The organism is Algoriphagus sp. Y33, from assembly GCF_014838715.1.
Lineage (GTDB): Bacteria > Bacteroidota > Bacteroidia > Cytophagales > Cyclobacteriaceae > Algoriphagus.
The window spans coordinates 5191496-5205709 of the sequence record NZ_CP061947.1; the positions used below are offsets into that span (position 1 = coordinate 5191496).

The window sequence follows — 14214 nt, forward strand, 5'->3', positions numbered from 1 at the left end:
TGAAACAGTAAACGAGAGAGAAGACAATGTTTCCAATATACGATGTCATAGTAGTAGGGGCAGGGCACGCAGGCTGTGAAGCAGCACATGCTGCGGCACAGATGGGTTCTAAAGTACTGCTTTGTACTATGAACATGAACACTATTGCCCAAATGTCATGCAATCCTGCAATGGGAGGGGTGGCAAAAGGGCAAATTGTAAGAGAAATAGATGCGCTGGGGGGAATGTCAGGGATTATCTCAGATAAATCCATGATACAGTTCAGGATGCTTAACAGGTCTAAGGGTCCTGCTATGTGGTCGCCAAGATCCCAGAATGATCGCATGAAATTCGCAGAAGAGTGGCGGTTAGCCTTAGAACAAACGCCAAACGTGGATTTCTGGCAGGAAATGATCACAGGTTTATTGGTAAAAAACGGACAGTTAAAGGGAGTAAGAACAAGTATTGGTCTAGAAATACAAGCCAAAAGTGTTGTATTAACCAATGGTACATTTCTAAATGGCCTCATTCATATTGGTGAGAAGCAATTTGGAGGAGGAAGAACCGGTGAGGCAGCAGCTCGAGGAATTACCGAGCAACTGGTACAATTAGGCTTCGAATCCGGTCGAATGAAAACCGGAACGCCTCCAAGAGTGGACGGAAGAAGTTTGGATTATTCGAAAATGGAAGTTCAATATGGCGATGAAAAACCGGAAAAATTCAGCTATTCTGATACCACTTCAACACTAAAGGAGCAAAGAACTTGCTGGATTACCTATACAAATAAAGAAGTCCACTCCAGTCTGGAAGAAGGATTTGATAGATCACCCATGTTCAATGGAAGAATACAAGGGCTTGGACCAAGATACTGCCCATCCATCGAAGATAAAATCAACCGTTTTGCAGAGAGAGATAGACATCAAATATTCGTGGAGCCGGAAGGATGGAATACCGTGGAAATGTACATCAACGGCTTCTCCACTTCGTTACCTGAGGATGTACAATATAAAGCATTACGGAAAATTGAGGGATTCGAGAACGCAAGAATGTTTCGCCCCGGTTATGCAATAGAATATGATTTCTTTCCACCAACTCAGCTGAAACTCACGTTAGAAACTCAATTAATGGAGAACTTATATTTCGCAGGCCAAATTAACGGAACTACAGGATATGAGGAAGCAGCTTCACAAGGATTGGTAGCAGGAATCAATGCCAGCCTAAAAGCTCAAGAAAAAGATCCTTTCTTACTAAAGAGATCAGATGCCTATATAGGCGTACTCATAGACGACCTGATCAATAAAGGTACTGAAGAGCCCTATAGAATGTTTACTTCCAGAGCTGAATTTAGGCTTCTACTCCGTCAGGATAATGCTGATCTTCGGCTAACCAAGAAAGGACATGATATAGGATTAGCTTCTGATAAGCGGTTGGAGAAAATGAACGTTAAGAAGGAGCAGACTGCAAAACTGATCAATGAGCTAAAACAAAAGAAAGTAAGTCCCGAAAGTGTCAATCAAGGCCTTGAAGAATCCGGCTCAGCATTAATCAAAGAAAAAATATCCGTTGAAAAACTGCTGAAAAGACCACAAATAGGTCTGGAACATTTGAAGAGTTTCAATACAGAAATAGGGGAGTATCTATCCAAGTATTCTAATGATGTGCTTGAACAGGCTGAGATACAAATCAAGTATGACAGCTACATAGAGAAAGAGCAGCAAATGGTAGAGAAGCTCAGTAATATGGAAAACTTCAAAATCCCCTCAAAATTCGACTACATATCCATTCCTGCACTTTCTGCCGAAGGAAAACAAAAGCTCAATAAGATAAGACCTGAGACCATGGGTCAAGCTTCTAGAATCAGCGGAGTGACTCCTGCAGACTTATCCATAATTACCGTCTACCTTGGAAGATAAAATGTTGGAAAGACTTACTAAATGTCCGCTCTGCAAGAGTGGACATTTTCTTAACTATCGAGAAATACAAGATTACGCAGTCAGCCAAGAGCCTTTCATGCTATGCAACTGTACAAACTGTGGATTAAAATTCACAAACCCAAGACCTACTGAAGATACAATTGCTCCCTATTACGATTTCCCTGAATATTTCTCCCACGATGATAAGGCTAAAAACCTAACCCAACTCGTCTATCAAAAAGTCAGAAAATACAATATATCCCAAAAACTAAGGTTTTTAACCAGTCTCAAGCCTCGTAAAGGAAATTATTTGGATTTCGGATGCGGAACTGCTGAGTTATTGGTACATGCTCATACCCTCGGATGGAAAGTAACAGGTATAGAACCAAATGAAAAAGCCAGAAAACTAGCTAACTCAAAAATAAGTGGAAAGGTATACGAATCCATCAATGGGCTACCTAAAGGAAGCTCCTTTGACATCATAACGCTCTACCATGTATTAGAGCATATTCATTCACTCAGAAAAACAGTAAAAACACTTATAAAACACTTGAAATCAAATGGTTATATATTAATTGCTATACCAAATCCCGAAAGTCATGATGCTACAAAATATGGTGAACATTGGGCAGGTTGGGATGTACCAAGACATCTCTACCACTTCAATCTCCAAGCCATTGAAAATTTCGCAGAAATCTTCGATTTGCAACTAAAGGAAATATTGCCAATGTCTTTTGACAGCTATTACGTCTCACTCTTGTCTGAAGGATATGCAGATCCACAGCAATCAACGTTAAAGAAATATTGGAAAGCTATTATTTCAGGAAAAAAATCTAATAAAGAAGCAGTTAAAACTGCAGGAAATTATTCTAGCAACTTATTCGTTTTCAAAAAGAAGTGAAACAACATAATCTAATCATACTTTTAGTTATAAGCATATTAGCTTTTTCATGTGCAAAACAAAGTGCACCAATGGGCGGGCCAAGGGATGAGGATCCACCCAAAGTTACAGACATGAACCCAAAGGATCAAAGTCTGAATACAAAACCTGAAGAGATCATCATAACATTTGATGAATACATCAAACTCGATAATGCCAACAAAAACATTCTTATTACACCAAGAATAAACAAGGACGAAGTAATTTTCACTGCATTGAAAAATACATTGGTGATCAAGCTAAATCAGGAATTAGAAGATAGCACAACCTATGTATTCAACTTCCAGAAGTCAATTCAAGATTTGTCCGAAGGAAATCCGGCTGAAAATCTCAAGCTAGTATTTTCAACAGGGAAAAGTATAGACAGTCTCACATTTTCAGGATCAGTGAATTCATACTTTTCGGGAAAAAATGACAAACCGGAAGACGCCATAGTGGGTTTATATCCAATAAATGATACCACAAATGTCTTTATAGCACCCCCATATTACTTGACTCAGGTTGATTCAGCCCGTAGATTCAATATCTCAAATATTAAAGCAGGCAAATATCTGGCTTATGCTTGGCAGGATGACAATAATAGCCTTAAAGCAGAATACAAGTCAGAAGCATTTGATTTTATTACCGATACCATTAGTATCAACGAAAACATTGAAGGGGTTCAATTCAATCTCTCAAAAGGTGATCAAAATCCTATCAGATTACTAAGATCGTCTACATTAGGATCTAATTACCTAATTGTCCTAAACAAAATGCCCGTAGATATCACTTTAGAAAATGAGAAACTCGGGAATGAAATTTTTTATACACTAGGAGATAAAAGAATCAATCTTTTTTCAGATGCCCCTATTTCAGATAGTCTGAAAGTCAATATCAACTTAAAAGACTCCGTAGGATATCAAATCGATTCGCTTGTCTGGGCAAAATTTGAAGAATCCGACAGAAAACCGGAAAAACTGACCATTACCCCTAACTCAGGGAAAAACTTCTACCAGACCCTTCCTATAGAATTAACCTTCAATAAACCTGTGAAAAGTATCAATTACGACTCACTTTATATTGCTTACGATACCGCCTCGATGATTCAGATTACCCCGGAGATGCTAAGCTTCAAAGATTCGCTGAGAAGAGATATTATCAACATTACCCTAACTATACCTGATTCCATACCTTACGATGCTTTCACGCTCAAAGCAGCAGATTCTACCTTTAGGGATATCGAAGGGTTGTACAATGAAGGACCACTCTCAGGCAATTACAAAAGACTAAAAAGAGAAACATTGGCAGATGCCATTACAGGAACTATCCAGGACACAGAGGGGCCTTTCATTATCCAGCTGCTCGATAGTAAAGGCGACATAAAAAGAGAATCATACGTAGAGACCGGAAACAAATTTTCCTTTAGTTTAATAGAAGCAGGAAACTACCAAATCAGAATAATAGAGGATGCAAACAGAAACCATCGCTGGGATCCTGCCAACTATGAAGAAAGACGGTATGCAGAACGGGTGTTCTATTACATCGACCCCGAAACGTCAAGTAAAAATATTACCATCAGAGGTGGCTGGACCTTGGAGGATCTTCAGATAAAAGCTACACCAAAGACCGGCTTAAAAACCATTCAGGATTAGGCGTGGATAAGTGCCAATTCAAGTGTGGATAAAAACTGGGTAGGCAAGGATAACCCACTACTTATACACCGGGCTTCACCAAGCTATTTCTCCCGGTAAGTTATTTGGGGAAAAGCCAACAGTTATCCACTTCCCAAAATCAATCTATCCACAGCTGATTTCCCAACAGTGAATAAGTAGTCAAGAATCCACATAAATCAGTCAAAAGAATTACTTCAATCATCTACAACAACTTACATGTGGACAAAACGGGGATAACCCGTGGGAAACCCTAGTAAAGTCCAATGAATAACGTGGAGAAGATTAATCCCCCTTCTTTTCCACAAATCCACAGTCCTAATAACCTTAGTAAAGAATTTTTTTAAAAATCTATTTTACAATTATTATAAAAAGAGAGCGTGGATAACTCTTTGTAATGGCTTCGTATTTTGGTAATATTATAAGACACCCAAAATGATGAACTATGAAGCCGAGCAGACTTTTTGATTTAATTCCGTACCAAATTGCAACGTATGACAAGGAAGTAGCTTTGTCCAAAAAAAAGAACGGGAAATGGAAGGCCTATTCATCAAGAGATCTCAAGGAAATAGTCGATAATCTGAGTTTGGCGTTTTTGAAAGAAGGATTGGAAAAGGGAGAGAAAGTTGCGATAATCTCTGAAAACTGTCCTGAATGGAATTTTATCGATTTGGCCCTTCAGCAGATCGGTGCCATCTCAGTTCCTGTTTACCCCACCATTACTTCATCTGACTTTGAATACATATTTGACCATGCTGATGTCAAGATGATTTTCGTTGGTGACCAGACCATTTATGATAAAGCAAAAGAGGTCTGTGGACAGCGCACGATCTATAGCTTTTCACACCTGGATGGAGCTGTTTTCTGGGAGGATTTCTTGGCAAAAGGAGTAAATGAGAGTATTGCAGAGCTTGAGCTTTTGAAAGCGGCCGTTAAGCCGGATGATTTGTTTACCATTATTTATACCTCAGGCACTACCGGACGGCCAAAAGGTGTGATGCTTTCCCATATCAATGTTCTTTCAAATGTAGAATCGATCGCATCCATTATGACACCTGCTACCGGTTCATCAAGGATATTGAGTTTTCTTCCACTTTGTCATATTTATGAACGTACGGGTGCATTTTGCTTTATGTACTTAGGCTTCTCTATTTATTATGCCGAAAGTCTGGAGATGCTGGGAGAGAATATGAAGGAAATCAAACCGCATGCATTCAATACTGTTCCCCGACTTTTGGAGAAAATTTATGATAAAATAGTTGCCAGAGGGTACGAGCTTACCGGCATTAAGAAAGGACTTTTCTTTTGGGCACTGAAGCTGGGTCTGGAGTATGATCCTGCCAAGGAAATGGGAGCTTGGTATGATTTTCAACTGAAAATTGCCAATAAATTAATCTTTAGTAAATGGAGAGAAGCTTTGGGCGGAGAGGTTCTCCAGATTAATTCAGGCGCTTCAGCCCTGCAGTTTAGATTGGCTAGGGTTTTCTGGGCTGCAGGGATCAAAGTATGTGAGGGATATGGCCTGACGGAGACTTCACCGGTAGTATCTGCCTCTATTTGTACCCGGGAAGAGATGAGAATCGGATGGGTAGGAAAAATAGTAAAGGATGTGAAAGTGAAAATAGCTGAAGATGGCGAAATTCTCGTCCAAGGATCCAATGTCATGCAAGGATACTACCGGCAGCCTGAGATGACCGCAGAGGCACTTAAAAACGGCTGGTTTCATACAGGTGACATAGGAGAGCTTGACGGAGAATTCTTAAAGATCACGGATCGTAAAAAAGAGATGTTCAAAACCTCCGGAGGGAAGTACATCGCGCCACAGCTGATGGAGAATAAATTCAAAGAATCTACACTGATTGATCAGCTGATGGTAGTAGGTGAAAACAGAAATTTTCCGGCGGCACTCATTGTCCCTGCTTTTGAAGGTTTAAAAGACTATTGTAAGCATAAAGGAATCCCCTATACCTCTGATAGGGAGATGATACAGAGGCCGGATATTCTGGATAAATATGATCGCGAAGTAGAACAGCTGAACAAATACTTTGCGAAATGGGAGCAAGTGAAGCGTTTCAGCCTATTATCAGCACCTTGGGGGATTGAATCGGGGGAATTGACTCCCACTATGAAATTAAAGAGAAAAGCGATTTTGCAGAAATACCAAGCCGAAATTAAGCTTATCTATCAGGAATGATGAGCTGATTTAGAATACTTTACATTTTTTTTAACATTAGTAAATCCTATTGTCAAAGGAGGCATTTTTTACAAATATTCTGGTTCTACTGAATTATTTTTCATTTCCATCATCAAGGGAGGCTTTTTGTTGAATTCTCCGTAAATGTCAATTTGTGATGCATGCATAACTTTTTTCAATATAGTATGCATGCATACATTATTTTTTGTACATTAGAAATCGTTAAAATTGAAGCAATTCGGAGAGATGAAGAGAGAAGAAACAGTTGATTATCATATAAAAAGTGCCTGGCACGCCATCTCCAGAATGTACAATCAGCAGGCTGCCGCAGAAGGTTTTACTACTGCCATCGGCTTTGTACTGATCAACATCAATTCGAAGGAAGGAACACCGGCTACCAAAATTGCGCCGCAAATAGGCTTGGAGACCAGAAGCCTAACCCGTATGCTGAAGACGATGGAAGAAAAAGGACTTATTTTCAAAAAACCGGATTTGGTGGACAAACGGTCTGTCCGGATCTACCTTACAGAAAAAGGGAAAAAGAAAAAGGAAATTTCAGTAAATACCATTCGGGAATTCAATGAACAGGTGCGTGGAGTGATCAGCGAAGAAGAGTTGAACAGCTTTTTTAGCGTATTTGAAAAGATACAGCTGGTCATCGATCAGGTGCAGATTGATAAGGGAGTAGATATCAACAAACCAATATTTGAATTATGAACCAATAACCGCCACTAGGCTAAAAGCCCAAAATTATGAACAGAACCATTAAAAAAGTTGCCGTTTTAGGTTCGGGAGTTATGGGATCCAGAATTGCCTGTCATTTCGCCAATATTGGCGTTCAGGTACTTTTATTGGACATTGTACCTTTTGAACTCTCAGAGCAGGAACAGAAAAAAGGACTCACTAAGGATCATCCTATGGTCAGAAACCGGATAGTAAACGAAGCTTTGCAAAGCACATTGAAGTCAAATCCTTCAGCTATCTATGATAAAGCTTTTGCATCCAGGATTACCACAGGAAATTTTGATGATGACCTTCCCAAGATAAAGGACTATGATTGGGTAATCGAAGTAATTGTGGAAAGATTGGATATTAAGCAGGGTCTTTTTGAAAAAGTAGAAAAATGTAGAAAACCGGGCACACTGATCACCTCCAATACTTCCGGTATTCCTATGCATATGATGTGTGAAGGAAGGTCGGAAGACTTTCAGGAGAATTTTGTAGGAACACACTTTTTCAATCCACCCCGGTATCTGAGACTTTTGGAGATTATTCCAGGTCCTAAAACAAAGCCGGAGATCGTGGATTTTATGATGGAATATGGTGATAAATTCCTTGGAAAAGAAACCGTGCTGTGTAAGGATACACCGGCGTTTATAGCAAATAGAATTGGTGTATATGCAATTATTTCGGCCATGCACACCATTGAGAAAATGGGGCTTGGAGTATCTGAAGTGGATAAATTGACCGGAACGATCATAGGTCGGGCCAAATCCGCCACTTTCCGAACCATGGATGTGGTCGGTTTGGATACTACCGTGAATGTGGCCAATAATCTTTACAAAGCCCTTCCGGATGATGAATCCAGAGATAAATTCAAGCTTCCGAAAATAGTAGAGGTTTTACACAGCAATAAGTGGTTCGGGGATAAGACTGGGCAGGGATACTTCAAAATGATCCGTCACAAAGATGGCTCCAAAGAGTTGAAGGAAATAGACTTTGAGACGTTCGAATATAAGGAGGTAGAAAAGCCAAAATTCAAAGCTTTGGAAGCTGCAAAGGAATTTGAAGACCTTAGAAAGCGGATCAAATATCTGGTGAATTTTGATGATCGTGCAGGCGAGTTTTACCGTGCGACTTATTACGATTTGTTCAGATACTGTTCCAATCGCATCCCGGAGATTTCTGATGAACTGTATAGAATAGATCAGGCAGTTTCTGCCGGTTTTGGCTGGGAGCTTGGGCCATTCGAAACATGGGATGTTCTGGGTGTGAAGGAGACCGTGGACAAGATGGAAGCAGCCGGTGAGAAGCCCGCAGCTTGGGTTTATGAGATGCTGGAAGCAGGAAATGATTCTTTTTACAAAGTAGAAAACGGTAAAAAGCATTATTACGACATTCCCAGTAAATCCTATCTCGAAATTCCGGGTCTGGAAGAATTCATTATTTTGGACACACTGAAATCTGCAGGTAAGAAAATATGGAATAATCCCGGAGCATCTGTCTATGATATGGGCGATGATGTGATCGGCCTGGAGTTTCATACCAAGATGAATTCCATGGGAGCTGAGGTCATCGAAGGGATCAATACGGCTATCGGTATGGCTGAGAAGTCTCATAAAGGTCTGGTAATCGGCAATGAGGGAGCAAATTTCTCTGCCGGAGCCAATTTGGCCATGCTGTTTATGTTTGCAGGAGATCAGGATTTCGACGAGATCAACCTAATGATTGCGCAGTTTCAGAATACGATGATGCGGGCACGTTTTTCTTCAGTTCCTGTAGTAGTTGCTCCACATAATATGGCTCTGGGTGGTGGATGCGAGCTTTCTCTACACTCAGATCACGTACAGGCTCACGCTGAATTGTATATGGGGCTGGTAGAAGTTGGGGTAGGTTTGATTCCTGCCGGTGGTGGTACCAAGGAGATGACGCTGAGATTTTCCAATAGTTTGATTTCAGGGGATGTGGAACTGAACCAGTTGCAAGAATACTTCATGAACATTGCCATGGCGAAAGTTTCCACTTCAGCCGAAGAAGCCAGAAATCTGGGTTATTTGAGAAAATCAGACGGAATAACGCTAAACAGAAAGCGGCAATTGGCAGAGGCGAAAGGCAAGGTGCTATCGATGCATGAAGCAGGATATACGCAGCCTATCGAGCAGACAACTATTAAAGTTCTGGGTAAGGAGTCGCTTGCATTGTTCGATGCCGGGGTGACCGGAATGCAGTATGGTGCATATATCTCTGAGCATGACGCGAAAATTGCCAGAAAACTGGCTTGGGTAATGTCGGGAGGTGATCTGTCTTCACCTACAGAAGTTTCCGAACGATACCTTCTTGACTTGGAGCGGGAAGCTTTCCTGAGTTTGACAGGAGAGAAGAAAACGCTGGAGAGAATCCACAGTATTCTATTTAAGGGAAAACCGCTGAGAAATTAGTATCAAGTATCAAGAACTAAGAGTCAAGAACCAAGAATTAAGAGTTTAACCAAAAATCCCTGTCGTGCATAATTTTAAGAATTTGAAAATTTGGAAAAAGTCAGTTGATCTAGCTGTTAAAATCTATCATATAACAGCAGAATTTCCAGTTTCTGAAAAGTTTGGAATTACTTCTCAAATGCGTAGGGCAGGGGTTTCCATTCCTTCCAATATTGCTGAAGGAACAGCTAAGTCCACTTCAAAGTCTTTTTCGAATTCTCTTGAAATAAGCTTAGGAGAAAGTTTCGAACTGGAAACACAGATGATAATCGCTGAAAGAGTAAATCTTATTTCTAATGAAGTTGCAGCGGAATTGGAAGCTAATATTTCTGAAGTACAAAGGATGATCGTTGGCTTTAAATCAACATTGAACCCTTAGTATCTAGTCTCTAAAGTCTAGATTCTTGTTTCTAAAATCTTGATACTTCATTAACCCAAACACTCAAATAACTCGAAAATAACATGGAAGCATATATAGTAAATGGATATAGATCGGCGGTGGGAAAAGCCAAAAAAGGCGGATTTAGATTCTATCGCCCCGATGATTTGGCTGCGGATGTGATCAAGCATTTGGTAGCAAATACACCCGGATTGGAAACCAAAATGGTAGATGACCTGATCGTGGGTAATGCGGTTCCGGAGGCGGAACAGGGAATGCAGATGGGCAGAATGATATCACTTCTCGCCTTGGGAGTTGAAAATCCCGGATTTATCGTGAACCGCTATTGCGGTTCGGGAATCGAAGCCATTGCATTGGCAGTAGGAAAAGTAAAGGCCGGAATGGCGGATTGCATCATTGCGGGAGGGACAGAATCTATGTCTCTGGTGCCGATGATGGGATATAAGACTGTATTGAATTATAAAATAGCGAAGGAGAATCCTTCCTATTATATCAGCATGGGATTGACGGCTGAAGAGCTGGCAAAAGAATACAGTATTACCCGAGAAGAATCTGATGCTTTTTCGGTGAGATCCCATGAGAAAGCCATAGCGGCCATAGCAGCTGGGAAATTCAAAGATGAGATCGTACCGGTGGAAGTAGAAGAGACTTACCTCGATGAAAAAGGCAAGAAGAAAACCCGAAAATATGTGGTGGATACGGACGAGGGACCCCGTCCGGGAACTACGATGGAAGTGCTGTCAGGATTGAAACCGGCTTTCAAAAATGGTGGGCAGGTCACGGCCGGAAATTCATCCCAAACTTCTGACGGAGCAGCTTTCGTAGTCGTGATGTCAGAGCGGATGGTGAAGGAATTGAATATTGAGCCGGTTGCCAGAATGATGTCTTATAGTACTGCGGGAGTTGATCCCAGAATTATGGGAATAGGCCCAAAGTTGGCGATTCCAAAAGCACTGAAGCAGGCAGGACTAAGTTTGAATGATATTGATTTGATCGAACTCAACGAGGCGTTTGCCGCACAGGGATTAGCTGTGATCAAGGCGTTGGAACTCAATCCGGATATTGTCAATGTAAATGGTGGAGCTGTTGCTCTAGGTCACCCGCTGGGATGTACGGGGGCAAAACTTTCTGTTCAAATTTTCAATGAACTGCGGAGACAGAACAAGAAGTACGGACTGGTTACGGCATGCGTAGGTGGTGGTCAGGGGGTTGCGGGGGTATATGAGCTTTTGAAGTAGAAAGACATAAGACAATAGAACCTAGTGCTAATCTATCAATACGATTGTTCCAACTGATTAATATCAAACATGCATAATTACAAAGAGCTATTTGTCTGGAAAAGAGCGATTAAACTGTCTGCTCATATTTATAAATTGACAGCCGATTTTCCTATTGAGGAAAGGTTTGGATTGATTTCCCAAATGCGAAGAGCTTCAGTTTCTGTTCTTTCTAATATAGCTGAAGGTGGGGGAAGAAGGACAGATAAAGAATTTGTGCATTTCCTTGGAATTGCTCATGGTTCAATATGTGAATTAGAAGCCCAACTCTATGTCAGTATAGAATTAGAATATACTGATTTGGAAAAAATTGATTTTGTTACAAACGAAATCACTGAAATACAAAAAATGCTGTACGCACTAATTATAAAGTTCGATACCAAATCGAGCTAAATCTAGCGTCTAAAGTCTTACGTCTATAATCTTAAGTCTAAATAACAATGGCCACAATAACAAAATCAACCCAAGGAGGAGAATTTCTCATCAAGGAGACAGATGCGCAAGACATCTTTATCCCTGCAGAATTTACAGAAGAGCAACGAATGATGGCTCAAGCCTGCCAGGATTTTATTGATACCGAGATCACGCCCCACGTGCAGGAGATCGATAGTATGAAAGATCCTGACCTTATACCGAGAATTTTCAAAAAAGCCGGAGATCTAGGTCTTTTGGGAATTACAGTCCCCGAGGAATATGGAGGAATGGGGATGAGTTTTAATACTTCCATGCTGATCGCAGATATTATCGGCTCGGCAGGCTCGTTTTCCACTACCTATGGTGCACATACAGGGATAGGTACCCTTCCGATCCTGTATTATGGCACTGAGGAGCAGAAGAAAAAATATCTGCCAAAGCTTGCCACAGGCGAATGGGCAGCTTGCTATTGTTTGACAGAACCGGATGCAGGTTCTGATGCAAACAGTGGTAAAACCAAAGCTATGCTTTCTGAAGATGGTAAAACGTACCTTCTCAACGGCCAGAAAATGTGGATTTCAAATGCAGGTTTTGCGGATTTATTCATTGTTTTTGCCAAAATCGAAGATGACAAAAATCTGACAGCATTCATTGTAGAGAAGTCCTTCGGAGGGATCACGATGAATGAGGAAGAGAAAAAGATGGGTATCAAAGGCTCTTCTACCCGTCAGGTGTTTTTCAATGATTGTCCTGTACCTGCGGAAAATATGCTTTCGGATCGTCAGAACGGATTTAAAATCGCCGTGAATATTCTGAACATCGGTAGAGTAAAACTCGGTGCCGGCGTATTGGGAGGGGTGAGGACAGTCACTACCAATGCGATCAAGTATTCCACTGAGCGGAAGCAGTTTGGAGTAAGCATCAATTCTTTCGGAGCGATCAAGTCCAAACTTGCAGAGATGGCAACCAAATCATACGTCTCTGAGGCACTTTGCTATCGCGCTGGTCAGGACATCGAAAATAAAATCAATGCTTTGGAAGCAGATGGAATGGATGCCAATCAGGCAAAATTGAAAGGTGTGGAAGCTTTTGCAATTGAGTGCGCCATCGCAAAAGTGCAATGTTCTGAAGTATTGGATTATGTAGTAGATCAGGGAGTGCAGATTTATGGGGGCATGGGATATTCGGCCGATGCACCTATGGAGCGTGCATACCGTGATGCCAGGATATCCAGAATCTATGAAGGAACGAACGAAATCAACCGTATTTTGATGGTAGGAATGCTACTGAAGCGTGCGATGAAGGGAGAGATCAATATTTTTGATCCCGCAATGGCTGTTTCCAAAGAGCTTACATCCGTGCCGTCATTTGAGACAACTGACACCTCCGAGCTTTTTGCAGCTGAGAAAGAAGTGCTCAAAAAACTGAAAAAGGTATTTCTCATGGTCGGAGGCAAAGCGGCCATGACACTTCAGGACAAGATCGAAGATGAGCAGGAAATTATGATGAACCTTGCTGATGTGATGATCGAAATCTACGCAAGTGAGTCAGCTATCCTTCGGACAGAGAAACTTGTCTCCCTCAAAGGAGAAGAGGCTTGCAAAAACCAAATAGCTATGACGCAGATTTATCTTTCCGAAGCCGTTGATAAAATTGCTACTGCAGCGAAGGAAGCCATAGGTAGCTTCACCAAAGGGGATGAGCAAAAAGTGATGCTGATGGGCTTGAAGAGATTTACCAAATCGGAGCTTTATAATACGAAAGAATTGAGAAGGCAAATTGCTGACTATATGATTGATCAAGGCAAATATCCGTTTTAAGTAGACAGCCACAGTATTCAGTCGCAGTTGTACAGTGACCGCTGTGACTGAATACCGACTACTACTCTTCATCCATAAAATAATTAGGGACATTTAGATTGAGCCGTTGAGAATTCGCGTTAACTTAACAAGAATCAATTACATCATTTGATCAATGAAACTATGGCTAAGCAACCGGAAGGTAAACCTAAGAATGATAAATCTCAGGCTACAAAAACGCTAAAGGAAAAGCGGGCGGCAAAAGCCGCAAAGAAAGAAAGTAAGAAAAACAGTTAATCAACTGACAGGGGCTTTAGGCTCCTGTTTTTTTTGATATATCTGCCATTTTTCTGCCCCATCCCTTTAAATCTGCTCAGATTAATGCTTTCCAATTCATTCAGGAAGGTGCCTCCGTATCTGGTCAATGTTTACAAACTGACAGTTCCAAAACG

10 protein-coding genes are annotated in these 14214 nt (G+C 41.0%); all 10 read left to right on the forward strand.

What is annotated here, in order from left to right; all coding sequences use genetic code 11:
* Positions 1 to 26 precede the first annotated feature (26 nt).
* The 10 genes from mnmG to ID165_RS21320 all read left to right on the forward strand — a co-directional run bounded on the left by mnmG (position 27) and on the right by ID165_RS21320 (position 13783).
* Complete coding sequence (mnmG, locus tag ID165_RS21275) at positions 27 to 1892, forward strand: tRNA uridine-5-carboxymethylaminomethyl(34) synthesis enzyme MnmG (RefSeq protein WP_192347437.1); 1866 nt, start codon at positions 27 to 29, stop codon at positions 1890 to 1892.
* Complete coding sequence (locus ID165_RS21280) at positions 1882 to 2793, forward strand: class I SAM-dependent methyltransferase (RefSeq protein WP_225586861.1); 912 nt, start codon at positions 1882 to 1884, stop codon at positions 2791 to 2793. Before mnmG ends, ID165_RS21280 begins: the two co-directional genes overlap by 11 nt.
* Positions 2790 to 4463 (forward strand): Ig-like domain-containing domain, encoded by a 1674-nt coding sequence (locus ID165_RS21285; RefSeq protein ID WP_192347438.1) that lies wholly within the window; start codon positions 2790 to 2792, stop codon positions 4461 to 4463. The genes ID165_RS21280 and ID165_RS21285 overlap by 4 nt, the downstream gene beginning before the upstream one ends.
* A gap of 463 nt (positions 4464 to 4926) precedes the next feature.
* Positions 4927 to 6675: a long-chain fatty acid--CoA ligase gene (locus ID165_RS21290; RefSeq protein WP_192347439.1), complete on the forward strand. Its 1749-nt coding sequence runs from the start codon at positions 4927 to 4929 to the stop codon at positions 6673 to 6675.
* A 246-nt stretch (positions 6676 to 6921) separates the two neighbouring features.
* The gene (locus ID165_RS21295; RefSeq protein ID WP_192347440.1) at positions 6922 to 7392 is read left to right on the forward strand and encodes a MarR family winged helix-turn-helix transcriptional regulator; all 471 of its coding nucleotides are present in this window, start codon (positions 6922 to 6924) and stop codon (positions 7390 to 7392) included.
* Between the two features lie 35 nt (positions 7393 to 7427).
* Positions 7428 to 9833, forward strand: coding sequence for a 3-hydroxyacyl-CoA dehydrogenase/enoyl-CoA hydratase family protein (locus tag ID165_RS21300; protein WP_192347441.1), 2406 nt, complete (start codon positions 7428 to 7430; stop codon positions 9831 to 9833).
* An 82-nt stretch (positions 9834 to 9915) separates the two neighbouring features.
* Positions 9916 to 10251 (forward strand): four helix bundle protein, encoded by a 336-nt coding sequence (locus ID165_RS21305; RefSeq protein WP_370539709.1) that lies wholly within the window; start codon positions 9916 to 9918, stop codon positions 10249 to 10251.
* Positions 10252 to 10334: 83 nt separating this feature from the next.
* The gene (locus ID165_RS21310) at positions 10335 to 11510 is read left to right on the forward strand and encodes an acetyl-CoA C-acyltransferase (protein ID WP_192347442.1); all 1176 of its coding nucleotides are present in this window, start codon (positions 10335 to 10337) and stop codon (positions 11508 to 11510) included.
* A gap of 69 nt (positions 11511 to 11579) precedes the next feature.
* Positions 11580 to 11942, forward strand: a complete 363-nt coding sequence (locus ID165_RS21315; protein ID WP_192347443.1) for a four helix bundle protein — start codon at positions 11580 to 11582, stop codon at positions 11940 to 11942.
* A 47-nt stretch (positions 11943 to 11989) separates the two neighbouring features.
* Positions 11990 to 13783: an acyl-CoA dehydrogenase family protein gene (locus ID165_RS21320; RefSeq protein WP_192347444.1), complete on the forward strand. Its 1794-nt coding sequence runs from the start codon at positions 11990 to 11992 to the stop codon at positions 13781 to 13783.
* Positions 13784 to 14214 lie beyond the last annotated feature (431 nt).

Coding starts and splice junctions, on each gene's coding strand:
- ID165_RS21295 (WP_192347440.1), top strand. CDS start 6,922: ATGAAGAGAGAAGAAACAGTTGATTATCATATAAAAAGTGCCTGGCAC.
- ID165_RS21290 (WP_192347439.1), top strand. CDS start 4,927: ATGAAGCCGAGCAGACTTTTTGATTTAATTCCGTACCAAATTGCAACG.
- ID165_RS21310 (WP_192347442.1), top strand. CDS start 10,335: ATGGAAGCATATATAGTAAATGGATATAGATCGGCGGTGGGAAAAGCC.
- ID165_RS21315 (WP_192347443.1), top strand. CDS start 11,580: ATGCATAATTACAAAGAGCTATTTGTCTGGAAAAGAGCGATTAAACTG.
- ID165_RS21320 (WP_192347444.1), top strand. CDS start 11,990: ATGGCCACAATAACAAAATCAACCCAAGGAGGAGAATTTCTCATCAAG.
- mnmG (WP_192347437.1), top strand. CDS start 27: ATGTTTCCAATATACGATGTCATAGTAGTAGGGGCAGGGCACGCAGGC.
- ID165_RS21300 (WP_192347441.1), top strand. CDS start 7,428: ATGAACAGAACCATTAAAAAAGTTGCCGTTTTAGGTTCGGGAGTTATG.